Source organism: Paenibacillus sp. FSL R7-0331, assembly GCF_000758645.1.
Taxonomy (GTDB): Bacteria; Bacillota; Bacilli; order Paenibacillales; family Paenibacillaceae; genus Paenibacillus_AQ; species Paenibacillus_AQ camerounensis.
The window spans coordinates 3,427,457-3,449,760 of the sequence record NZ_CP009284.1 but is presented as its reverse complement, the minus strand read 5'-3'; the positions used below and the strand labels follow the sequence as shown (position 1 = coordinate 3,449,760).

The window sequence follows — 22,304 nt, the reverse complement described above, 5'->3', positions numbered from 1 at the left end:
ATTGGCCCTCTTTCGCACACCGACTGCCTAATCAAAGGGATTTTTCCCTTTGATTGGTCCTCTTTCGCACGCCGACGCCAGATCAAAGGGACTTTTCCCTTTGATTGGTCCTCTTTCGCACGCCGACTGCCTAATCAAAGGGATTTTTCCCTTTGATTGGCCTTCTTTCGCACGCCGACGCCAGATCAAAGGGATTTTTCCCTTTGATTAGCCACTTTCGCACGCCGACAGCCTAATCAAAGGGATTTTTCCCTTTGATTGGTCCTCTTTCGTACGCCGACGCCAGATCAAAGGGATTTTTCCCTTTGATTGGCCCTCTTTCGCGCGCTGACAGACTAATCAAAGGGATTTTTCCCTTTGATTGGTCCTCTTTCGCACGCCGACAGCCCAATCAAAGGGATTTTTCCCTTTGATTGGCCCCCTTTCGCGCGCCGACTGCCTAATCAAAGGGATTTTTCCCTTTGATGAACCCCTTTCGCACGCCGACTGCCCAATCAAAGGAATTTCCCCCTTTATTCAAATCACTCTCCCCCGCCTTCTAGCCAACTCCTCCCACCTCACACATACCTCCACCCTCCTTAGACAGCCAACTAAACAGACAACAAAAGGCCGGAGCCCCCATCCCAGGAAGCTCCGGCCTCTATTTATTTCGTACCCAGCGCAGTCTGACGCTTTTTATCCGCCGCAACAGTTTCCTGCCCGCCCTTCTCTCCTCTTCCGCCCAGTTTAAAGACCAGAATCCCGCCGACGATAACCAGAACGCCAAGCAGCTGGTTGAAGCTAAACGGAACCTTTTCCAGACCCATCCATCCTAGAGAATCCCACAATAGCGCGAACCCAAGCTGTGAGGTTAGCACAATCGAAATCGCAAAGGTTGCTCCCAGCAGCTTCGTGGCCTGCACCAGGCAGATAACCACGCCGACGCCGATCACACCGCTGAACCAGTACCACAGCTGCATATGCTGGAGTGTAAACATCCCTGTCCCCTGAGTAATCAGCCCCATAACCAGTGAAGCGATAAAGCCCATGCCAAGTACTAGCGTCGTTGTTGACCATGAGCCTGTATGTTCGTTGACTTTAATGTTAAAAATGTTCTGCAGGCCCACAAGCGCCCCGGCCACTAGTGCCAATATAATTCCAATTATCATAAAATGTTATCTCCTTCGCTGTACATTAAAGTTTAAGAATCAGCACGCCGGCAATCATCATCCCGATGCCGATGAACTGCGGCAGGCGCATTTTTTGCTTCATGACCCCGAACCAGCCGTTGCTGTCGATCATGAAGGTCATGAACAGCTGTGCTATCAAAAGTGCAGATATAGTCAGCGTAACCCCGATATGCTGAATAGCGGTAACCTCACTGAAAATTATGAACGCTGCCAGCGCGCCTCCGGTCAGGTACAGCGGATTTACTTTTTTGAAGCCCTGCTTCTTCCCGTCCCGGACAAACATCAGAATAGCAAAGGCCATAATAAAACCGGTTAATTGTGTAATCGTTGCTGCCTGCCATGTGCCAATATCCTGGCTGATCCTTGCGTTGGCAACCCCCTGCAGCGTAATGCATGCCCCGCCTATAAAGGCAAAAATAATCCCCTTCATCTCGTCTCTCTCCTCTATGTGATCTCTGACTTAATTAAATGACATCCGGCGTTATCCGTGAAGGACATATGTCCTAAAATAAAATTTACTGTTCTGCACTATATGAAAAGGCCCGCTTCAAGCCTCTTCTTAAGAGGCTGAAACGGGCCGAGTATACACGCACACTCCATTAAACTAACAGCTTCAGCTCATGCAGCCGGTCAAAAATCAGCCTGCTGACCGCCGATACCTGCTCCCTGTCAGCAAACGTAAGCCAGGCCAGCTCAGCAATTTCCGCTGCCGGTGCAAGTGTGCCGTTATATTCTGCTGTCATGCAGGTCATCTGCACCTGCACACCGCTTTCTTTACCATGCGCCTCAGCTGCAAATGTCCCAAACTGTGCGATGCTCTCCGGTATAATCTGAACAGTCAGTTCCTCTTCAATTTCACGGATCAGCGTTTCGTTATCCGTCTCGCCCGCTTCCCGTTTACCGCCGGGGAAGTAGTAGGTGTCTTTACCGTGAGAACGTGCCCCCAGCACCTTACCATCTACAATATGAATCCAGGCAATCTTGTCTATCACTGTGGTCATCATTATCCTCCTTGAAATTCTGGCCTTCGCTTTTATTTATTAAAAGCGATCTCTGCCGCTCCTTAAAGGACAGATGTCCTACACAGTTTGTCCGGCCAATGTCTCAGTACTCTATCTTCACATGCATATGCCCGGCTGCCTGATCCCAGGGAACCGGATAGGCCTGTCCTTTCGAGCAAAAGATCGAAGCCAACTGGTACGCCGGATCGGCATTTTTATCATACTGCTTCATGCTGATGATATGCTCAGTCTGATGACAGGTCTGGTATCCGCCGGCCCGCAGAGACAGGGCTCCTTTGCCTTGGGTCATAGAGGCCAGCCTGACCGGATAATTCATGAAGGTGGCAACCGGCACCGTTCCGGTAAGGATGGCTGTTTCCCCGTTTATTTCCGGTGCAGCAAAGCTGCCGCTGGCCTGCTGAATATCCGACATCACCTTGCCCACATGATCCGCATGAATTCGTATTTTAAAATCATAAAACGGCTCCAGCAGCACATTCTCCGCCTGCTCCAGACCCTGACGCAAGGCCCGCAGTGCGGCTTCCCGGAAATCCCCGCCGGAGGTATGCTTGTTATGGGCCCTGCCGCTAAGCAGCGTAATCTGTACATCGGTCAGCGGAGAGCCGGTCAGCAGGCCGTGATGCCCTTTTTCCAGCAGCACCTGAAGAACCTGATTCTGATAACCCACTGCCAGATGATCAGGATGACACTTGTTATGTACCGTTACGCCGCTGCCGCCTTCACCCGGTTCAAGCTTCAGATGGACCTCGGCATAATGGCCGAGCGGTTCAAAATGTCCACAGCCATAGGCTACCGATTCTATACTCTCCATATATAATATCTCCGGGTCACCAAAGGTTACCGGAAGACGGAACCGCTCGCGCAGCACCTGCTCCAGCACCTCCAGCTGGATCTGCCCCATAACCTGGATCTGCAGCTCCTGAAGCGTTTCATCCCAACTTACATTCAATGACGGGTCTTCTGCCCCAAGCTGCTGAAACGCCTGAATCACCTCTTTCAGATGAACCGGCGGTTCGAAGCAGGCTTTGGATCTCAGGGCGGGAATGAGTCGGCTGCCTACAGTATCCTTAAGCTCTCCCACACCTTCGCCCGGTCCGGCAGCCGTTATCCCGGTAACTGCAAATAATTCACCCGCCGCACCCCAGTCAGCTGCTGCCGTCTTTGCCCCGTTAATCCGGCGGATACCGGTGATCCGCTCTGAAATCCGTTTTTCCTCCAGGCCATAGGTCAATTCTTCCCGTGCTTTAAGCACACCCTGCAGCGCTTTAATATAAGTAATTCTGGTACCCTTTTCATCATAACGGACTTTATAGACCCTTCCGGCAAAAGGCAGACGGTAATCATACTCCGTTACCGCAAGCGTATCCAGATTGCGCAGGAAGCTGCCGATTCCTTCATCCAGCAGGGCGGAGCCTGTCATACACGGAAAGATTCTACCCTGCCCCACCAGCCTGATTAAGGCACCGGTCCATGCAGGCCCGTCCAAGCTTCCATCCAGATAAGCCTCGAAGAGCGTTTCATCCCGTTCCGCCAAAAAAGAACGAAGCTCCTCACCCACAACACCAGCCTCAGCCTCAGCCTCAGGCAGCATAACGGCATCACTGCTGAGCAGCTGGCGGATCTCATTTAGCACACGCAGCGGGTCAGCGCCGGTACGGTCTGTTTTATTAATAAAAAAGAAGGTAGGGACGCAGTGACTACGCAGCAGCTGCCATACCGTCTCCGTATGACCCTCCACTCCTTCAACTGCACTGACAATTACAACGGCATAATCGAGAATTTGCAGCACCCGCTCCATCTCAGGTGAAAAATCGACGTGGCCGGGCGTATCCAGTAGAAAGTAGTGTGAGCCGCCGTAGCTGAATTCTGCCTGATCAGCAAATACAGTGATGCCGCGCGCTTTTTCAATCTCATGGGTATCCAAAAAAGTATCCTTATGATCCACTCTCCCCCTGCTGCGGATCGCTTCTGTATGGTAGAGCAGCTGCTCGGCGAAGGTCGTCTTCCCGGCATCGACGTGGGCAAGCAGACCGATTGTTATATTCTTTGTCATTCTTGTTATTAGTACACCTCCAATTAAAACTTCAAAATAAAAAATTAATTAACCAAAGGACATAAGAATTCACACTTAGCTTAATATAAGCTACTTAAACTGTTAAGATTGTATAGTAAAAATAATGGTTGGGAGGCTTTTTAAATGTATGAATACGGTCTTATTGTTGCTACAAAAAGTCGTACGTTACCCTCACTGAATAGTTTTTATCTGGAATACGAGGATGAAGATTCAGAAAATATTGAAGGTGGCTATGACACTAAGTCCGAACGTTATTTTTGGATAAATCATAAACAACTAAATGAATTCATATCTAAAATGGGAGAAAGCAACTTCTTTTCTATACATCGTGTTTTTCTAAGTTATTACGAAGCATTCAATAAGCTAAGAGATTTTTGGAACTTTGGGATTCCCCAGCAAATATTCGACAAAGAGGATACATTGTTAATTAGCGATATAGAAACTATGTTAAATTCTTATAATGTCTCTATTAATGATTCAAAGATTTTAAAATATGCAAATTATATATCTAATGATGGCGTGAAAAAATATATCGAGACAAATCCTTTTCAAGAATATTTATGGTCCATACAAATGAGTGAACTCTTAGAATCTTATAATATATCTCCCTTTGATAGAGTGGAAATAGCAGAAAAGAGCATTTTGAAGTCAAGCTATATATTTAAAGGAGCCATCGTCAAGAAGGAAATCAGCGTAGTATTATATGAGTGGGCTAACATAAATAGTTTTGTTCAATCTGATTTTATTAAAAGACTGAGTAATATTTTAGAAGTAATAATTAATGATGTATATAGAAATACAGAAGAATATACTAAAAAATCTAAAAACCAGAAGGTAAATCAACTTGTTAATTCAATTATTCGTCAAGTAGATAAAGGGTCCTGGAGAAAATACTTCTTCGGTATATTCAATGCTTCGGATTTATTAGGTGCCTACTCCCGGCATAGTAGCAATGAAATTGCCGGTATTTCAGGTGTAAATACACTGGTAGATATTGATTTAAAAACGACGATTGATAAATGGAAGAACAATCATACACTACCCAATGATGAACAATTTTTAAATATGTTTAAACTTTGGTATTTCACTACCTCGTTCCTAATTATTAATTGGTTACGCCTTCCACATTTTAGTAACGACTAAACTAATCAAATATAGTGTTCGCTCTTTCGTTACGCCTGCAAACTAACTATTCCTTATAAGCTTAATAGTCTATGGTTGAGAGCGTTCTCGCTTGAAATAGGTTCCATTATGTACCTCATACAAAATACACGGCAAACCATCCCTTCTCATTATGGGCGGTTTGCCGTGTATGATCAATCCTATGAAGCTGAATCTGCCTGCTTGTCTATCCCTGTCCAGACCGGTTACGGCCCTCATGATAAACAGCCAGCGCCCAGACCAGCACAAACAAAGGAATAAAAATAAACCAGGGAAGCGTTACCGTGCCACCGATTACAAACGAAATCAGAAGCAGTACAGTTATGAAATTCACTCTAAAAGACGGACGTTATGTATTGTAGCTGTTATTTCTGCAATTCAAAAGTATAGACCGGGTACTGTTCTGCCGGGAGGAAACCCAGCTTTAAGGCGAGACGTTGTGAAGCCAGATTGTCCTGCGTTGTCTCCCATAAAGGAAGCATGTTCTGTTCAAGATAATATCCGATCAAAGCCGCAGCTGCCTGAGTCCCGTATCCCTTGTTCCGCTCAGCCGTCGCGTATGTATCTGCATCAATGAAATATTCATTGTCCACTGTAAAGCCGTTATTTCTGCACAACGAAACAGGATGTCCGCCTACTTTCACCAGCGCTCCAACCGTTTTCTCTTCCATAAAATGACGATCCGCACCCGGCGGAAGACTGTCGCACTCACCGACAATCGGGTACGCAGCAATCTCAATCTCAAATTCACCTTGATCTGCCCGAAGGAGCTCCTGCAAGCTTCTAAAAAGACCGGTCTGCAGCTCGTAGACGGTTTCAAAATGCTTATCCGCTCTCACACCCGGCATCCCGCCAAGCAACAGCCTATCCCAGGCTTCCGAGTCATCAGCATAAATCTCAAACCAAGCGGCGCTCCAGCCGCATACATCCATCTGCCGGTAGCCCATACGATTGCCAGCTCCAGATTATGCAGCTGATCTACAAACACACGTCCCGGATAATGTCCCCGCAAGACTGATAGCGCAGGAATGTGCTGTTTTTTCTTATTGAAAAATGCCTCTGCCTGATTAAACTCTTCAGCATTTATTTCTTTCATCTTGCACCTCCTAAGATCCGGCATTGCGTTCTTAAGCCCTTGCGGGGGCAAATATCCTTATGGCTTCCTGAAAGTAATACAGTACATCAAGCCTTTACACACTTCCTTATATTCCAGCTCCAGCATCTCCTGCGGAATAAGTCCGGCAATCTCCGGTAACTTTCTGTCTTGCTGAAAATACTCCTTAACCAGAGGCGTATTCTCATACGTCCCTTTGACCAGTTGCTCCGTCTCATCGGCAATCATCAGCTTCGAGCCCGGCTTCGCTACCCGAATCATCTCCAGAACCGCAGCGGCCGGATCGCTGAAATAATTGATCCCCCCCACATGATAGACGCAGTCAAAGACATCGCTCGCAAAAGGCAGCTGCTCCGCCTGTCCCTGAAACAGCTTGGCCTGCAGCTTCCAGCGCCGCAGATTGCGTACCGCTTGCTTCAGCATTCCGCTGGAGATATCCAGCCCGTACAGCTCAGCCTTTACACCCAGATAGGGAAAATTATCTGCGCTGCCTACCGAGGTCTCCAGGATCAAGTCCCCGTCGTGCAGCTCCAATGAAGACAGAAACTGCTGTCTGTAACGGCGTTCCCCGCCGAATTTCAGCGCGAAGTATAGTTTATTGGACAGTCGGTAGAAACGGGCAATTCTGTTGTATAACTCAAGATATTTTTTGTTGCTGCCTTCTGCGTCTGATTCTGCTGAAAACACAAAATATCCGTGCTGCCACGGATATAGTTGTCCACTCACTTGGTTAACAGCTCCGGCAGGCGTCAGCTGAAGCCTATCCTGAGTGCACGGGGCCTTAAGCATTGTATCCTGCAGCATATGTATTGTCTCCTTCTTGCGCAGCCCTTCAGTGCAGCATGCGAATTCCATATGTACCCAGTATACTTCTGATACAAGGGCTGAACATCCGTCCACGGCCTGCTTCCTATCTCCGTCCGCAGACGGAAACAAGAAACGTCCTCCGTTGTCTTTAACTTCATCCTCTGCCTTGATAATATTATCACTCAATACCGCAGCACCAGCACAAACCGCATTCCCTCCGCATAAGCCTCGCCATAAATATCCCCGTCCATCTTGCGCATCAACTGGCGGCAGATGAACAGGCCCAGGCCGTTGCCCTGCTTGCCGGCGCTGTTCGAGCCGCGCCAGAAGCTGGTGAAGATATGCGGCAGCTCTGTAGCCGGAACTGGGTTGCCGGTGTTCTCAATGATGATTAGCTGGCGGTAATCCTCTTCCCGGAAGCTGATTCTGATCAGGGAGCCGTCGCCGTACTTGATCGCATTCTCCAGCAGGTTGTCCATAACCTCAAGCAGCTTATCCGGATCACCCAGCAGCAGCTTGTCATCAGGTACCGCCACTTCAAATGGAATTTTCAGCAAAGCAAGGCGTTCCTTATAATGCTCCACCACCTGCCTGATCCATTCTTTCAGGTAAAATTCCGTTACATGCACCTCTGTCTCCTGCAAGGAGGATACGGAAGCAGAAATGATGCTGATGATCATCGCTTCAATCTGTGCGGCCTTTTGCCCGATCAGACCGGCGGATGCCCTGCGCTTGTCTTCGTTGTCGTAGAGTCCCTCCGCCAGTGCACTGGAGTACAGCTTAATCGCAGCGACCGGTGTTTTGAGCTCATGCGACAGGGAGGCGATCAGAGTCTGCCGGTCTTTTTCCAGCCGCAGGTTGGTCTGCTTCTGCCGGTCCAATGTCTCGCGCAGCAGATTCAGTCCCCATATAAACTTGCCGAAAAACCTGCTTTTACTCTCCTTCATATCCTGGGTCAGATTACCTTTGGACAATGCGTAAGGAAGCTCCTCGATCGTATGGAACGGCCTGATGATCTGCTGGCGGATGTACAGAAGCAGACTGGATATGGCCGCAAGCACTGCACCAAGCAGAATGACCGTCAGCAGCAGCAGCGGCGAACGGCTTGTGCCGGACACATACTCCAGCCTCAAATAACCTGCCGGCTCATCGCCGCGATATATAGGCTTAACTGTATACTCAGCATTGTTCTGCACACCTGTACCGTCAAAAAAGCTGCGAACTGCCTCCGGCTCCGCATTCCATTCCAGCCAGGCGAGATTGCGCACCCGATTGTATTCCTCCAGCTTAAGCTCATCCGGCTTACGTCCGTCACTGATCTCACGGGTAATCCGGTTAACCTCGATCCGGTATGTTTTGTCTCCTGAGTCAACTGCAAGCTTGAAGCCATAGGCGGCAAACAGGCAAATTACCGCAATTCCGATACTAATCGTCCAGAGAATCAGCCGGTCAAACCGCCTCATACTTGTAGCCCACTCCCCACACCGTTACGATCCGTTTCGGCTGCTTCGGATTAAGCTCAATCTTTTCCCGCAGCTTGTTAATATGTACTGTAAGGGTCGACGGCTCACTGAAGCTGTCCGCACCCCACACCTGCTGGAACAGCCATTCCTTACGCAGCGCCTTGCCCCGGTTATTCAGCAGCAGCACCAGCAGCTCATATTCCTTCATCGTCATAGACACCTGCGCTTCCGCCAAAAATACCTGCATGGAGGAGCGGTTGACCAGCAGATCGCCGTCCGTCAGCAGCTGCCTGTTGTCATTCATCTCATAGCTCCGGCGCATATGCGCTTTTACTTTGGCAATCAGCAGCTGAATGGTAAACGGCTTTTCCAGATAGTCGTCCGCTCCCAGCTCCAGCCCGATGATCTTGTTGTCATCCCCGTGGCGGGCACTCATGATCAGAATCGGCAGATTGTATGTTTCCCTTGCCAGCCTGCACACAGCAAAGCCGTCAATCCCTGGCAGCATAATATCGAGCAGCAGCAGCTTTACCGCCTTGCTGTTCAGAAGCTCCAGTCCCTCTTCGGCACTGGAAACCGATGCTACAGAGTAACCCTCCGCCTCCAGAAAATCCCGTATAACCGCAGACAGCTCCAGATTATCCTCAATGACCAAAATATCAGCCAATGCCATCCCTCCTGTATCCTTCACTTTATAGGGCAGGGCGGCTATCAGCCTTTATCCCTTCCGCCGCCTACCAGCCCTGCTCCATCAGCCACTCATTTAGCCGGCGCTCGCGTTCCCTGACACCTTCCGCCTCAGCGAATTTACCAAGCTTCAGCTCGCCCTGGATGTTGCCGTCCACCATATAGAGAACCTTGTCGGTCTGAGCGGCAACCTTTACATCATGGGTAACGATCATGATCGTCGTACCTTCCCTGTTAATCCGGCACAGCTCCTCCATCACTTCCTTAGCGGCTTTGGAGTTCAGTGCTCCGGTCGGCTCATCGGCGAACAGCATCCTGGGAGCGTTGATCAGAGCCCGGCAGATACAGGCCCGCTGCAGCTGTCCGCCCGACACCTCGGCAATATCATATCCGGCTATTTCGATAATTCCCAGCTTCCGCATCAGCTTGTCAGCATACTCGTTGATATCACTGCGGCTGCGGTTATCCTTTTTGTCCTTAATCGCCTGATAGCCCGATAATATGATATTATCATAGACCGACAGATTCCCAAGCATATACATTTGCTGAAAAATAAAACCCATCTCCTGCAGCCTGACCTCGGCCATCTCATTCTGTGAGAGCACGGACAGCTTCTTCCGGTTAAACAGCACCTCTCCCGCCGTGAGACGGTCCATTCCGCTGACCGTATAGAGCAGTGTCGATTTGCCGGAACCGGACGGGCCCATAACGGATACGAACTCCCCCTCATGCAAGGTAAAATTAATATTCCGCAGCACATTATGCTGGCTTTTGTTCACGATATACGTTTTACACAGATTCGTAACTTCAAGCACAGTACTCATCCTTCATTCCCCCTGATTATTCTTTATTCATATTCCAAACATGGATTTTTTTGATTTGTCCGCAGCTCGTATATACCGCTATTACAACTACAGCAAGAATGATCAGCGGATACAGCACGTAAACCTGCAGCGGCATAATCTGAAAATGAAGCTTGGTAAGCCCGAACATCCGGAAGACAAAACCGAACAGCCGTTCACCAAGAATATTGGCTCCCAGCACCCCTATGATCAGCGAACCTGTCAGCAGAATCATAATCCGCAGCACCTGCCACAGCCGGATCAGCCCGTCTGTAAAGCCAAGACTTTTCATAACTGCAATGCCCTGGATCTCTTTGCTGATGAGCAGCCGTACAAACAAGCTTGTAATAAAAAAGATAATCAGACACACAATGACCGTAAGCAGGCTGATGACGCCTTTCAGCTGACCGATAAAACCGCCGATTACGTCTTTCAGCATTTCATCAGCAGTCTTGATTTCATACTGGCTGAATAACTCCTTCATTTCTGCTGTTATAGCAGCCTTGTCCTGATCCGATGCATTAATCATGCCGGTAATCATATAGGACGTTGTCATCTGCGGGTAGAATTCTTCGGCCAGCCGGACCATATAGCCTTCATTCGAGATGGCCTGAAAAATACCGGTGATCAGGAAGGTCTGCTGCCGCCCGTCTATTTCAAATACAATATTATCACCAAGATTTTTATGGTAGACCTCTGACATAATGCTGGTGATCGCTATTTCATTAGCCAATTCGGGAGCAGTTCCCTGTAAATATTCAAGACTGGCCGCAGGCTCATTTTTGGTTCCTGTAATACTTCGGTTGCTCTCCCCGTCATCGGAGATATACTTTGTCAATGCTGTATACTCCAGTGAAAGCTGTACATCGAACTGCTGCTCCTTAAACTGCTGCTCTACCTTCGACAGCTCCTCATGGATCTCATTCAGCGGTTTATCGGCTACGACAGCTTTCGTATAGAAGTCCGCTTCTGTTGTTCCCAGATAGCTTATGAATTTCGGGGTCAGAATCGTATTTGTCAGATTAATAGGAATGATGATGATAGCTGCGCTCAAAATAAAGGTAAAAATTAGCGTGGTATAGCTTTTCAGCCGGCTTACAACATCGCTTATGGCCAGAAACAGCATAGGATGAAGTCTCTTACTGCGGTGAAGATGGATACTGCGTGAAGGCTTGAACCTTTCACCGTTATGCCCCTGTCTGATCGCGTCAATCGCCGAGGCTTTATTAATTTTGCGCATGCACAGGACACAGAACAGCAAGGTCAGCAGGACAATAGCTATTGCACTGATTATGGAAATAATAATGTTGGTAAAACCGCCGGGCAGAATAATATATTCTGCCGTTTTGCGGGACATGAGGGCACTCAGCGGAAAGCTGGCAAGCAACCCAATGGCTCCGCCTATAGCTGCAAGGCCTGAATATTTGGCCAGGTACAGTCCCTTGATCGATCCGTTCTTGAAGCCGATGGCCTTCATAACGCCAATCTCCCGGTATTCATCCTGCAGCGTAGACACAATGGTAAATCTCAGCGTCATAAAGGCGATGAAGATCAGAAACAGGCTGATTACAAACAACATAGCGGAAATAATCTGATCTGTCATGAATGCCATCCGCACCACGCCTTTGTCAATCTGGACGTTAGCGGGCAAATCCTGTTTGGCAAAAGCTGCCGTCACCGCCGCAGACTCCACTCCTGCAGCAGCCACAAAACTATACTGCACCAATAGGGCCTCTTCTGGTAATGCATCTTGAATATCGTCAAAATCCTGCTGTGAAATGACCAGCCGCTTCAGTCCCAGCAGATCGGCGCCCATATAGGCATCCTTAAAGATTTGTGTAAGCTTGAAGCTTTTGGAAATACCATCAAAATCAACCTTGATGCTGTCACCCAGTTCCATTCCGGTTGCAATTTTGATGCTTGCCGGTATGCCGATTTCGCCCTTCTCCAATGTAAAACGCTGATTTTCCTGGTCATAAATAAGATTCACCTTGTCAGGAACCGTCGCCAGTGTAAGCACCAGACTGCTTGAAAAACCGTTGCGGCCTGCCGGCAGTGTAATCTCCCTGCTGGTTACACCGATCTGAAGTTCCGGGACTACTTCTGCAATAATAGGCTGGCCGGAAGCCCAGTCACTGATCTTCTGCCTGTTCTCCGGAGTATCAGGAATAGTGACATTATGGTCTGCCACCTTACTCTTGTCGATGAAATACCCGATGGCTGACGTGGTGGTATACATCAGGTTTGTTCCGCTTGCCACCAGGGCTGTTGCCAGTGTGATCAGCACGAGCAGTACGATATTCATCGTTTTTTTACGGCGCAGATCCTTTTTCAGAATGTTCAGAAACACGCTTCGTTCCCCTTTCTCATATCCTCTGAAGTGATTATAATGGGGAAGTTATTAAATAATCCTTAACTGGGGGGAATTAGTATGGAGGCTGATTTGAAATATCCGATTGGCACTTTTAACCATTCCGGGGACATTACCGGCAGTGTTACAGCTGCATGGATCAATGAGATTGCAGCATTACCGGAGTTACTGAGGGAAGCTGTTAAAAGTCTGGATAATGAACAGCTGGATACTGCCTATCGTCCGGGCGGATGGTCGGTACGTCAGGTTGTCCATCATGTTGCAGATAGTCATATGAACGCCTATGTACGGTTTAAACTGGCTCTTACTGAAGACAAGCCGGTTATTAAGCCTTACGACGAGGCGAAATGGGCTGAGCTGCCGGATTATGCTTTGCCGGTTGAGCCTTCACTTCTGCTCATTGAAACCTTGCACCAGCGCTGGGTTACCGTTTTACGTGAGTTAACGCCTGCTGAGCTGGGCAAGACCTTCATCCATCCGGAATCGGGTGTAGTTTCATTAGGCAGGAATATCGGCATTTATGCCTGGCACGGCAAGCATCATCTTGCCCATATTACCTCGTTATGCAGCCGGATGGGCTGGTAAAACAACCCCACAAGTTGGAATTTAACTTAGCTGATTATGTATTTCCAAGTAGAAACGGGTATGCCGTCCTTCAGAGAAGGCGGTAACCGTTTCTGCGAGAAATATAAGGATTATTGATAGCGTAAAACATATAAATTCTTATATTTAAAAAAAGCCTGCCAGGGGAAAAGGACACTCCGTCTGTCCCTTTCCCCATGGCAGGCTATATGTGTTATTGCTGTTGTACAAATTCGTAAAAAGCCTGTGCCTGCTCATAGTCCGTAAAGCCGGCCTGGGCCAGCTTATCGCTGCCGCCGCCTTTGCCGCCGAAGCTGCCCAGGTGCTCCTTAAAGAACGCTCCGCAGGACAGCCCGGCATTTCCGCTCTGGGCGAACACCAGTTTATTCTCAGCCGCTGACAGCAGCAGCACCGGCAGATCACTCAGGGCAGTCAGCTTGGCCGCAAGGCTTTGCAGATCCTTAAGCGATTTCTGTTCGTAGCTCCGGGCGATGATACGGCTGTCCTGTGCCTGCGCGGCCAGCAGCTCATGTGCTGCATAGCCGTCATTCAGCTCTTTAAGCGCTGTAAGCTCGGTCTGAAGCTGCTTTTGCTCCTGCTCCATTTTTTCAATCCGGTCCATAATCTCGTCCTTGCCGGTATTGAATTTGGCGGACAAGGCGCCCAGAATCCGTACATTGTCATTGAACTCGGCCAGTGCGCGGCCGCCGCATTTGAAGGTCACCCGGATGTTGCCCTTCTGCTTCTCCGCTCTCAGCAGCTTGATCATGCCGATCGCTCCGGTTGAAGGGACGTGCGTGCCGCCGCAGGCATTATATTCAATGCCCTCGATCTCCACGATCCGTATATTCCCGGTTACTGTAGGCTGCTTCACCAGCGGCAGGCGGGCAAGCTCTTCCCCGTTCACGAAATAGCTGGTGATGCTGCGGTTCAGAACAATCTGCCGGTTAACCCCGGCCTCCACTTCCAGCATCCGGGCAGGTGACAGCTCAGTCAGTTCCACATCGATCGTAGCATAATCAGTTCCGAGGTGGAAGCTTAACGTCATTGCTCCGCATAGCTCACGGAACACCGCTGACAGCAGATGCTGGCCGCTGTGCTGCTGCATATGATCGAATCTCCGCTCCCAGTCGATTCTGCAGCTGACTTCAGCGCTTCCGGGAAGACTCTCCACCTTATGGAACACTTCGTTTCCTTCAAGGATGACATCCAGCACCGGAATGCCGCCGATCGTTCCGGTATCACATGGCTGCCCGCCGCCATGCGGATAAAAGGCTGTCTGCTCCAGGACAAGATACAGCCCGTCATCTTTTTCCTCAATCCGGCTTACCTTTGTCTCCCAATCCTGTATATAAGCTGATTCATAATATAATTTATCAGTCATTAGTCTGTTCCACTCCATTTCTGTCTAGGGCACCGGCTCCTGCTGGTCTGAAGAACCGCTCCATGATGATATAGTCTTTGCCGCCCTTACTAAATGACTGACCGGTTGCAGCCAGTCCAAACTTTTGATAGAAGGGGGCTTTATTGCTCCGTGCATTACAAAAGATTCTCCGGACTCCGCGCGCCTCCGCCTCCTCCAGCACATACTGCAGCAGCCTGCTGCCAAATCCTTTGCCCTGCTCCGGCTCAAGAGTGGCGAACTTGCGGAACTGCGCTTCATCGCCTTCAATAAACAAAGACACTGCGGAGATCAGCCGCTCCTGCTCAAGCAGCCCGTAATGCTCTCCCGCATCGTCATCGTCCAGCTTTACATAATCCAGCTCACGCTCCGGCCACATCACCTCATGCCTCAATTGCCATGCCTGTTCTTTAGAAATGAGCCTGATATCCATATTTCCACCTCGATTACTTCTGTTTAATGCATCGTATCCCAGATCTGCTTGCCGATCAAGATCACCGTTACGGCAATGAACAGCGGGCGGATATACCCGGCCCCCTTGCGGATCGCGAATTTGGAACCGATGATTGCACCGGCAACCATAGGAACGCCCAGCAGCAGCCCGTAAGAATAGCTGACCGAGCCCAGTGCAATGAATGTAAGCAGACTAGAGATATTGCTGGCAAAATTCAGCACCTTGGCATTGCCGGCTGCTGTCACGAACTCAAAGCCCAGCATCAGAAAAGCAAAGATCAGGAACGATCCCGTGCCCGGACCGAAAAAACCGTCATAGAACCCGATGATCAGGGCGACCAGCATGCCGGTCAGCCGTGTTTTTTTGCTGCTGCCGGAGAAGGTGGACACATCACCCCACGATTTTTTGAACAAGGTATAGACCGTAATCACCACCAGCATCACGATGACCAGCGGCTTCAGAAATTCCGACGGCACCTGCCGGACGGTAAATGAGCCTGCAACCGCACCGGCAATGGAGAAGGGAATAAGCAGCCTGATCAGCTGAAAGTTGATTTTACCGGACTTAATGAAGGAAGCCGTACTGGTAAAAGAGCACATGGTGCCTGCCAGCTTGTTCGTTCCAAGCAGCAGATGCAGCGGTATGCCCGCCGACAGCAGCGCCGGAATCGAGATCAGTCCGCCGCCGCCCACTACAGAATCAATAAATCCGGCCAGAAAGCCGCACACCACCAAAACAATGATCATTCCAGTACTTATATGATCCATCCCCGGCCTCCTGCTATATTTACAATGAATATATTAAACTGTAATCCGAAAGGCTTGTGACAGCTTAATCCCAGCCATGCTCCATAAACCATTCCCCACGGCCGAATGTATCCATAGCTTTTTTCATGAAGGGAAGGGTATTGTCCGGGAGCTTATCCGCGTCAAACCAGCTCAGGTCATCACATTTATTAGGCTCCAGGTTACTCACTTCTCCCGACCACCCCTCAGCCCGGAAGAAAAAATCAATCCGTTCCCCGCCCGGAGTCCTGATATGCATTGTCCCCAGCATATGCAGACATGCCGGGTCAATCCTGACACCTGTTTCCTCCCGCGCTTCGCGGATCGCTGCCATCTGCAGCGTCTCCCCTCCGTCCAGCTTCCCGCCAGGAAAACCGTAATAACCGTCCATATGTCCTGTATTGCAGCGTCTAAGCAGCAGCACCTGGCCGCCCTTGAACAGCATGATATGTACAACACTAAGCACCCGGAAGTCCGGCATATTGAATCTCTCCCTTCCCTGTGGAATAAAAAAAGAGCAGCAGGATCATCTCCTGCCGCTCCCTAAAGCCCGTCTTGATGCAGTAGTCACTTATAAGAATTCTGTTCGTTCTTCTTATAAGTTGTCTTGTCATCGCTAAGGGACTCCTTGCGGATGTCGAGCTTCTTCTGCTCCATCTGCTGTGCCTGCTGGCTGGTTACTGCCGCATGGTCCAGCTCATCCACAGTGTTCATCAGGTTCTTATCCGGTTTGGCGTGATCTGTCACTGCGCTGCCTCCTTAAGGTTACTAAAATGATTCACCTTATTATGGCAACCGGCAGCCCTGATTATTCGGAGTCAACGTTGTGATAGACCTGCTGTACATCGTCGAGCTCTTCCAGTGCGTCGATCAGCTTCTCGAACTGTGCTTCAGCATCTTCCGGGATCTCCACATAGTTCTGCGGAAGCATTGTAAGCTCGGCTACGGTGAATTCTGTAATACCGGCCCCGCGAAGCGTCTCCTGTACAGCATGGAACTGGTCAGGCTCAGCGTATACGATGACCGCCTCGTCCTCTTCCAGCACATCACGTACATCCACATCGGCTTCAATCAGCAGCTCCATTACTTCTTCAGCAGATTTACCCTCCAGGCCGATAACAGCTGTCGGATCAAACATATACGTTACGGATCCGCTGACACCCATGTTGCCGCCGTTTTTGCTGAATGCAGAACGGACAAGCGGAGCCGTACGGTTCACGTTATTGGTCAATGCATCGATGATAATCATCGAGCCGCTTGGTCCGAAGCCTTCATAGCGCAGCTCCACATAGCTTTCGTCGCCGCTTCCTTTAGCTTTTTCCAAAGCGCGGTCGATAATGGCCTTCGGTACATTATAAGTTTTGGCGCGTTCCAGAACGACCTTGAGTGCACGGTTCGATTCCGGGTCCGGTTCGCCTTTCTTAGCTGCTACATAAATCTCAACGCCGAATTTGGCGTAGACCTTACTTGTATTGGCATCCTTCGATGCTTTCTTCTCTTTAATATTATTCCATTTACGGCCCATAGTGTTCGACTCACTTTCCAACATAAGTTATAAACAGTCCGTTATATTATACCTCTCTTGGGACGATCCCGTAAAGGGCATAGGCGCTCTGTTTAGAACTCCAGCAGCGCCAGCACGCGCTCTTTGCCCAGTGCCTGCACAAGTACAGGAACCCTTGGACCCTCCGGCTGCTGCAGAATCAGCTGATAAAGGATGGAAAATAGCGCCTTCTGATTGCTCCTCATCGTCTTTTTGTCAGCATCGTGACAAATAGCGTACACCTGCTGCATAAACTCCGTTTCATCGGAAAAGCCGGTACGGAGCAAGCTGCAGAATGCCATTACGCGCTCCTGTTCAGCAGCCTGCAGTGACTGAAACCGCACCCGGTCCGGACTGATGTTCACAGTAACCAGCTTATGCGGGGCATAATGTCTGATCCAGTGCTCGGCCCGTTCTGCGGTCTGCCGGAATAATTCGGCTTGACCGGCAGCGCCGCTATCCTGGTCCAGCAGCTTTTGCAGCAGCCCGCTGTCCCAGTTGATCAGCGGCAGCAGGGCCGCAGCCTGGCTGAAGCCCGGCGCTTCCAGCTCTTCAGGATTTCTCCGGACCAGCTCAAGAGCCGCACGCATGTCTTCACTCTCCAGCAACCCTGCGGCATAAGCTTTACGCAAGCGCTCGAATTCCGTGTAGTTCCGCAGCACATCCTCATCCAGGCCGATACTGAAGGCCGCATCCGGCTGGTATTTGGCGAACATGAACAGGATCGGCTCCGGCCCGTATACCTTCAGCAGGTCCTCAGGCGTATAGTTATGGCCAGACGAGCTGGACATTTTGGCATGGCTGCCCTTAATGCTGATGAACTCATAGGGAACGTAATACGGCGGCTGATTTCCGAATATTTTTTCCGCCATGACCTTGGCAACATTATAGCTCCCCGTCTCAGACGAATGATCTCGTCCGCCGGGCTCGAACACAACCTGCTCCATTCCCCAGCGCATCGGCCAGTCTATTTTCCAGTGCAGCTTGATGTTTGAGGCTTGAGGAACATGAAGCGTGTTATAACAGCCGCATTTGCAGCTGTAGATAATATTCTCTGATTCCTCATCGAATGCATGAACGCTGGTCGAATCTTTTCCGCAGCGCTCGCAATAGATCTGAACCGGGTAAAAGGCTGCCCTGGCCTCCTCTGTGGCTTTGCCTGTTTTGAACATCATCAGGATATCGTAAATTTCCCCTCTGCTTCGCAGGGCGTGGAGTATGGCCTTATTATATCTGCCTGACTGATATTCACGGCTCTGATAGATAAATTCAGGTAGGATGCCAAAAGCGCTCAGCGCTTGTTCAAACTCCTGCTCGTAGTGCTCAGCATAGGAAGTATGGTCACCGCATGGACATGGAACCCTAGTGTACGGCAGGCCGATATACTGCTCATATGAAGCGTCCAGCTGCGCGGGAACCTTACGGAACCGGTCGAAATCATCCCATGAGAAAATAAAGCGGACCTCTTTCCCGGCTCTCTGAAGCGCCTGAGTGACGAAATAAGTAGTGACAATCTCGCGGAAATTGCCGATATGAACCGAGCCCGACGGGCTAATTCCCGATGCGCATACAAAAGTCTGACGCTCAGGATGGCTGCTGATCAAGTCGTTTGCGATTTTTTGTGCCCAATGCATGTTAATAATCTCCTCTATTTTGAAATAAAAACAAAAAAGCCCCCGCCTCAAGATTGTCATCTTGAGGACGGGAGCTGTCATAAGCACCGTGGTACCACCTCTGTTCGCGGACATGTTGCCAGGCCCGCCTCTTCGGGTACGGCCATAACGCTTATACCCTAGCTCTGTAACGGGAGCTCCCGTCATACCATCCTTAGGCGTTCAGTACGCATAATTCCGTATGCAGCTCAGAGACTTTTTTCGTCAGGCACATTGCTGCTCCATTTCACCGGCTGGAGCTCTCTGGGAACAACGTTTGCTTAACTACTCTTCTCATCATCGCTTTTCATATCCGATTAAAACCATTTAAACATGATTTGCTGTGCTTTTTCAAGCTTAAATTTCAAGCTACAATTCGATAAAAAAGATTTTGAACAAACCAAGGTAACGCTTCTTCGCAGTGATATCGCCAATAAAGGTGCTGCTGTCCTGAATATCCGGCAGACTGAAAACAGAAAAGATTATGTAATTCTCCCTGTCTGCAAGACTCTGCACCAGCGGTTTGATCATTGCCTGACCAAGACCTTCCGGCAGCGAAGCGCCCAGCGTATCCTGCAGGTCATCAACGGCATATTCAGCAAAATCCTCAATAGCAGGATTAAGCAGCGCAAGCACTCCTACTAAAATCACCAGTACAATGAGCAGGTTCCTGATTCTTCCCGGCTTTGCGCGCCGTTCATATTGCCGTTCAACATATGGATCCATATTATCCCTCCCGCTAAAACAATAAAGCATTTGGGGATATATGTAAATGATGATTGTGTGGGTTTAGCACAGCTGAATGCTGCAATCGGGTATTCAATGCTGCTATTTTCTGCTACACTGGCATCATTATTGTTACTAGAGGAGCTCTGATGGATGTTATTCACTGAATCTTATACGGCAGTATTATTTCTATTACTAACCATACTGGCAATCATCGTCTGGGCGATCAGCTTCATCAAACCGTCGATGCTTAGCCGCAGGAATGTTTCTGCCCGGAAATCCCGTAAACGTGTTAAAAAAATCTCTCTACTTACAGTGGCTGTAAGTTTAGTTCTCTCTATTATTACTGCACCGGGAACCACAATGCTTGAGAAGGCTATTTCAATACAGAATTTTTTCATATTAAGAGATTATGAAGTAGCTGGCACATTTATATACACTTCGAAAACAATGGACGCCGAAGTTACCTCTGTCATCGACGGCGATACCTTCCGAATCCGTACAAACGAAGGTGATACCGAGAAGGTTCGTCTGCTGCTGATCGACACGCCGGAGATAGGAGAACAGCCAGAGCCCTATGCGCTGGAAGCACGTGACTATACTAAAGAACTGCTCGACGGACAAACCGTACATCTGGAATTTGACGAATCAGAGCGAGATCAATACGGAAGACTGCTAGCCTACGTATACGTGAATGATCAGATGGTTAATCAGCTGCTGCTGGAGAAAGGGCTGGCCAGAGTCGCTGTTTTTCCGCCGGATACCTTGTACTTAGATGACTTTAGGATGATTGAATCGAGGGCACGGGAATCCGGGCTCAGGATCTGGAGTATCGACAACTACGTGACTAACAGGGGATTTAATACAAATGCGGCTGCTTCAGGCCAGTAGTAGGCGAATGATACCGATTAACGGACTGATAGAGATTCAGATGGCGATTGTCCGCTTAGCTTGGTTAGCAGGCTGTATCAAGGTGCTGGCGGGTAACTTACACTTTGCACATACCAGGGATAACTGCACATTATACAACTAAAATGCCTGTTTCTCCCCGGATTACACATATAAGTGTATTCTGTACAATTAAAAATCCGCAAAATGCTCATTTTGGTTATTTCGGGCAGGAATAGTTGCACAAAATACATTTAAATGGAGCCGGAGCAAACTTTCGCGCTTTTTAAGTGTACAGAGTGCAGCTATTCTTTACAGCAGTGTTTCCGGCAACGGCAAAGTTACACGGTATCAGCAAAACAAAAAACAGGGATGTCCCGCAGCCCTTCCGGCTGCTTAAGACATCCCTGTACCTTTGTAAACCATACCTTACTTATTACACCCATACCTCGTTTGCAGTCTCGATCACAAGCCGGATTTTGTCCCACTGCTCTTCCTCGGTCAGAATATTGCCTTCCTCCGACGAGGCAAAGCCGCATTGCGGACTCAGGCACAGTTTGTCAATATCCACATACTGCGCAGCTTCAGCAATCCGCAGCTTTAGCTGCTCTTTATTCTCCAGCCCGCCATGCTTAGTGGTTACCAGACCCAGCACCACGAACTGGTCTTGAATGAACCGCAGCGGAGCAAAGTCACCGGAGCGCTCATTGTCGTATTCCAGGAAAAAAGCATCCACCCGGGCCCCGCCGAACAGCGCCTCGGCAACAGGCTCATATCCGCCCGCAGCAAACCAGGTAGAACGCAGATTCCCCCGGCATACATGCAGTGCTATCGTCATATCCCCAGGCTTGTCAGCGATACTTTCGTTAATCAGCCGAACATAGTCCCGGGCCAGCTGATCCGGATCAACGCCTCTGCTCCGGAGATGTGCCCGGTGCCTGCCGCTCGACAGGGTCCCCCAGGTCGTATCATCCAGCTGCAGATAGCGGCAGCCCGCATCATAAAATGCCTGGATAGCTGAACGGTACACCGCAATAATATCCTGGAACAGCTGATCCCGGTCAGGATAGATCTCATTTCCGTTATAATCCTGCACAAAGTGGAACAACGACGGGGCGGGAATCGTCATTTTAGCCAACGTGTCACCGGCCAGCTGCTGCAGCTTCATATAATCAGCTAACATCGGGTGATCCCCGAACGATATTTTCCCCGTAATCTTAAAGCTCTCCGCCCGCTGCGTATTTTCCTTGGCTGAGCCGCTTCCCTGGTTTAGAATGATTTTCTGTGTACCCGTTATACCAAGAAAGAAATCAAGATGCCACCAGGAGCGGCGGAATTCGCCGTCGGTAATAGCCTTCAGCCCCAGAGCCTTCTCGTGCTTCACCAGCTCAGCAATCTCTTTATTCTCAATCTCACCCAGCTGTGCTGAGGTTAATTCACCTTGTTCAAACTGACTGCGCGCTGCCTTAATACCCTCACTGCGCAAAAAACTGCCTACAATATCATAACGAAAGGGCGGGGCGTTTCTGGCGGAACCGGTAATTGGACTGATCATACGACCC

The 22,304-nt window shown here is 49.4% G+C and carries 22 protein-coding genes and 1 other annotated feature; of the genes, 3 read left to right on the top strand and 19 right to left on the bottom strand.

All coding sequences use genetic code 11. The features are described 5' to 3' along the window. Positions 1-644 precede the first annotated feature (644 nt). From R70331_RS14490 to R70331_RS14475, 4 genes are all read right to left on the bottom strand, one after another. A complete protein-coding gene (locus R70331_RS14490; RefSeq protein ID WP_042176635.1) occupies positions 645-1,148 on the bottom strand; it encodes a DMT family transporter in 504 nt (167 codons plus the stop codon). 25 nt (positions 1,149-1,173) lie between these two features. Next, positions 1,174-1,599, bottom strand: a complete 426-nt coding sequence (locus R70331_RS14485) for a DMT family transporter (protein ID WP_042176633.1) — start codon at positions 1,597-1,599, stop codon at positions 1,174-1,176. A gap of 169 nt (positions 1,600-1,768) precedes the next feature. Beyond that, a complete protein-coding gene (locus tag R70331_RS14480; RefSeq protein WP_042176631.1) occupies positions 1,769-2,170 on the bottom strand; it encodes an NUDIX hydrolase in 402 nt (133 codons plus the stop codon). A 103-nt stretch (positions 2,171-2,273) separates the two neighbouring features. Continuing rightward, positions 2,274-4,244 carry an elongation factor G gene (locus tag R70331_RS14475; protein WP_042176629.1) on the bottom strand — a complete coding sequence of 657 codons (1,971 nt, stop codon included), beginning with the start codon at positions 4,242-4,244 and terminating at the stop codon, positions 2,274-2,276. Between the two features lie 144 nt (positions 4,245-4,388). Between R70331_RS14475 and R70331_RS14470 the strand changes: the two genes are divergently transcribed. Next, positions 4,389-5,408 (top strand): hypothetical protein, encoded by a 1,020-nt coding sequence (locus tag R70331_RS14470; protein ID WP_042176626.1) that lies wholly within the window; start codon positions 4,389-4,391, stop codon positions 5,406-5,408. Between the two features lie 383 nt (positions 5,409-5,791). Here the strand turns inward: R70331_RS14470 and R70331_RS14465 are convergent, their stop codons facing one another. From R70331_RS14465 to R70331_RS14440, 6 genes are all read right to left on the bottom strand, one after another. Further along, a complete protein-coding gene (locus tag R70331_RS14465; protein WP_042176624.1) occupies positions 5,792-6,373 on the bottom strand; it encodes a GNAT family N-acetyltransferase in 582 nt (193 codons plus the stop codon). Between the two features lie 206 nt (positions 6,374-6,579). Beyond that, a complete protein-coding gene (locus R70331_RS14460; protein ID WP_052419060.1) occupies positions 6,580-7,533 on the bottom strand; it encodes a class I SAM-dependent methyltransferase in 954 nt (317 codons plus the stop codon). Next, complete coding sequence (locus tag R70331_RS14455) at positions 7,530-8,810, bottom strand: sensor histidine kinase (RefSeq protein ID WP_052419059.1); 1,281 nt, start codon at positions 8,808-8,810, stop codon at positions 7,530-7,532. The genes R70331_RS14460 and R70331_RS14455 overlap by 4 nt, the downstream gene beginning before the upstream one ends. Continuing rightward, positions 8,797-9,483: a response regulator transcription factor gene (locus tag R70331_RS14450; protein ID WP_042176621.1), complete on the bottom strand. Its 687-nt coding sequence runs from the start codon at positions 9,481-9,483 to the stop codon at positions 8,797-8,799. The genes R70331_RS14455 and R70331_RS14450 overlap by 14 nt, the downstream gene beginning before the upstream one ends. 61 nt (positions 9,484-9,544) lie before the next feature. Continuing rightward, positions 9,545-10,321 (bottom strand): ABC transporter ATP-binding protein, encoded by a 777-nt coding sequence (locus R70331_RS14445; protein WP_042176618.1) that lies wholly within the window; start codon positions 10,319-10,321, stop codon positions 9,545-9,547. A gap of 16 nt (positions 10,322-10,337) precedes the next feature. Continuing rightward, positions 10,338-12,689: an ABC transporter permease gene (locus R70331_RS14440; RefSeq protein WP_042176615.1), complete on the bottom strand. Its 2,352-nt coding sequence runs from the start codon at positions 12,687-12,689 to the stop codon at positions 10,338-10,340. 81 nt (positions 12,690-12,770) lie between these two features. Between R70331_RS14440 and R70331_RS14435 the strand changes: the two genes are divergently transcribed. Beyond that, positions 12,771-13,295, top strand: a complete 525-nt coding sequence (locus R70331_RS14435) for a YfiT family bacillithiol transferase (protein ID WP_042176612.1) — start codon at positions 12,771-12,773, stop codon at positions 13,293-13,295. 211 nt (positions 13,296-13,506) lie between these two features. Here R70331_RS14435 and R70331_RS14430 read toward each other — a convergent pair whose 3' ends face one another. From R70331_RS14430 to R70331_RS14395, 8 genes are all read right to left on the bottom strand, one after another. After that, a complete protein-coding gene (locus R70331_RS14430; RefSeq protein ID WP_042176609.1) occupies positions 13,507-14,676 on the bottom strand; it encodes an alanyl-tRNA editing protein in 1,170 nt (389 codons plus the stop codon). Beyond that, positions 14,669-15,127 (bottom strand): GNAT family N-acetyltransferase, encoded by a 459-nt coding sequence (locus tag R70331_RS14425; RefSeq protein ID WP_042176606.1) that lies wholly within the window; start codon positions 15,125-15,127, stop codon positions 14,669-14,671. Before R70331_RS14425 ends, R70331_RS14430 begins: the two co-directional genes overlap by 8 nt. 23 nt (positions 15,128-15,150) lie before the next feature. Beyond that, positions 15,151-15,915 carry a TSUP family transporter gene (locus R70331_RS14420; RefSeq protein WP_042176603.1) on the bottom strand — a complete coding sequence of 255 codons (765 nt, stop codon included), beginning with the start codon at positions 15,913-15,915 and terminating at the stop codon, positions 15,151-15,153. 64 nt (positions 15,916-15,979) lie between these two features. Further along, positions 15,980-16,414 carry an NUDIX hydrolase gene (locus R70331_RS14415; protein WP_042176600.1) on the bottom strand — a complete coding sequence of 145 codons (435 nt, stop codon included), beginning with the start codon at positions 16,412-16,414 and terminating at the stop codon, positions 15,980-15,982. 86 nt (positions 16,415-16,500) lie between these two features. Beyond that, entirely contained in the window at positions 16,501-16,680 is a 180-nt protein-coding gene (locus R70331_RS14410) for a hypothetical protein (RefSeq protein ID WP_039873030.1), read from the bottom strand. A 61-nt stretch (positions 16,681-16,741) separates the two neighbouring features. Next, a complete protein-coding gene (locus R70331_RS14405; protein WP_039873029.1) occupies positions 16,742-17,458 on the bottom strand; it encodes a YebC/PmpR family DNA-binding transcriptional regulator in 717 nt (238 codons plus the stop codon). 92 nt (positions 17,459-17,550) lie between these two features. Continuing rightward, positions 17,551-19,110 (bottom strand): lysine--tRNA ligase, encoded by a 1,560-nt coding sequence (gene lysS / locus R70331_RS14400; RefSeq protein WP_042176596.1) that lies wholly within the window; start codon positions 19,108-19,110, stop codon positions 17,551-17,553. Between the two features lie 60 nt (positions 19,111-19,170). Next, positions 19,171-19,438: a binding site (T-box leader), on the bottom strand. 59 nt (positions 19,439-19,497) lie between these two features. Beyond that, positions 19,498-19,854, bottom strand: coding sequence for a hypothetical protein (locus R70331_RS14395; RefSeq protein WP_042176593.1), 357 nt, complete (start codon positions 19,852-19,854; stop codon positions 19,498-19,500). 153 nt (positions 19,855-20,007) lie between these two features. On the opposite strand from R70331_RS14395, the gene R70331_RS30510 reads away from it, so the two are divergent. After that, complete coding sequence (locus R70331_RS30510; RefSeq protein WP_052419058.1) at positions 20,008-20,745, top strand: thermonuclease family protein; 738 nt, start codon at positions 20,008-20,010, stop codon at positions 20,743-20,745. A 433-nt stretch (positions 20,746-21,178) separates the two neighbouring features. On the opposite strand, the gene R70331_RS14385 is transcribed toward R70331_RS30510, so the two are convergent. Next, complete coding sequence (locus tag R70331_RS14385) at positions 21,179-22,297, bottom strand: 5-methyltetrahydropteroyltriglutamate--homocysteine S-methyltransferase (protein WP_042176590.1); 1,119 nt, start codon at positions 22,295-22,297, stop codon at positions 21,179-21,181. Between the last annotated feature and the right edge of the window lie 7 nt (positions 22,298-22,304).

What these genes read in the sequence shown, in the direction of transcription:
- R70331_RS14490 (WP_042176635.1), bottom strand. Translation starts at nt 1,148, where the DNA reads ATGATAATTGGAATTATATTGGCACTAGTGGCCGGGGCGCTTGTGGGC.
- R70331_RS14485 (WP_042176633.1), bottom strand. Translation starts at nt 1,599, where the DNA reads ATGAAGGGGATTATTTTTGCCTTTATAGGCGGGGCATGCATTACGCTG.
- R70331_RS14480 (WP_042176631.1), bottom strand. Translation starts at nt 2,170, where the DNA reads ATGACCACAGTGATAGACAAGATTGCCTGGATTCATATTGTAGATGGT.
- R70331_RS14475 (WP_042176629.1), bottom strand. Translation starts at nt 4,244, where the DNA reads ATGACAAAGAATATAACAATCGGTCTGCTTGCCCACGTCGATGCCGGG.
- R70331_RS14470 (WP_042176626.1), top strand. Translation starts at nt 4,389, where the DNA reads ATGTATGAATACGGTCTTATTGTTGCTACAAAAAGTCGTACGTTACCC.
- R70331_RS14465 (WP_042176624.1), bottom strand. Translation starts at nt 6,373, where the DNA reads ATGGGCTACCGGCAGATGGATGTATGCGGCTGGAGCGCCGCTTGGTTT.
- R70331_RS14455 (WP_052419059.1), bottom strand. Translation starts at nt 8,810, where the DNA reads ATGAGGCGGTTTGACCGGCTGATTCTCTGGACGATTAGTATCGGAATT.
- R70331_RS14450 (WP_042176621.1), bottom strand. Translation starts at nt 9,483, where the DNA reads ATGGCATTGGCTGATATTTTGGTCATTGAGGATAATCTGGAGCTGTCT.
- R70331_RS14445 (WP_042176618.1), bottom strand. Translation starts at nt 10,321, where the DNA reads ATGAGTACTGTGCTTGAAGTTACGAATCTGTGTAAAACGTATATCGTG.
- R70331_RS14435 (WP_042176612.1), top strand. Translation starts at nt 12,771, where the DNA reads ATGGAGGCTGATTTGAAATATCCGATTGGCACTTTTAACCATTCCGGG.
- R70331_RS14430 (WP_042176609.1), bottom strand. Translation starts at nt 14,676, where the DNA reads ATGACTGATAAATTATATTATGAATCAGCTTATATACAGGATTGGGAG.
- R70331_RS14425 (WP_042176606.1), bottom strand. Translation starts at nt 15,127, where the DNA reads ATGGATATCAGGCTCATTTCTAAAGAACAGGCATGGCAATTGAGGCAT.
- R70331_RS14420 (WP_042176603.1), bottom strand. Translation starts at nt 15,915, where the DNA reads ATGGATCATATAAGTACTGGAATGATCATTGTTTTGGTGGTGTGCGGC.
- R70331_RS14415 (WP_042176600.1), bottom strand. Translation starts at nt 16,414, where the DNA reads ATGCCGGACTTCCGGGTGCTTAGTGTTGTACATATCATGCTGTTCAAG.
- R70331_RS14405 (WP_039873029.1), bottom strand. Translation starts at nt 17,458, where the DNA reads ATGGGCCGTAAATGGAATAATATTAAAGAGAAGAAAGCATCGAAGGAT.
- lysS (WP_042176596.1), bottom strand. Translation starts at nt 19,110, where the DNA reads ATGCATTGGGCACAAAAAATCGCAAACGACTTGATCAGCAGCCATCCT.
- R70331_RS14395 (WP_042176593.1), bottom strand. Translation starts at nt 19,854, where the DNA reads ATGGATCCATATGTTGAACGGCAATATGAACGGCGCGCAAAGCCGGGA.
- R70331_RS30510 (WP_052419058.1), top strand. Translation starts at nt 20,008, where the DNA reads ATGTTATTCACTGAATCTTATACGGCAGTATTATTTCTATTACTAACC.
- R70331_RS14385 (WP_042176590.1), bottom strand. Translation starts at nt 22,297, where the DNA reads ATGATCAGTCCAATTACCGGTTCCGCCAGAAACGCCCCGCCCTTTCGT.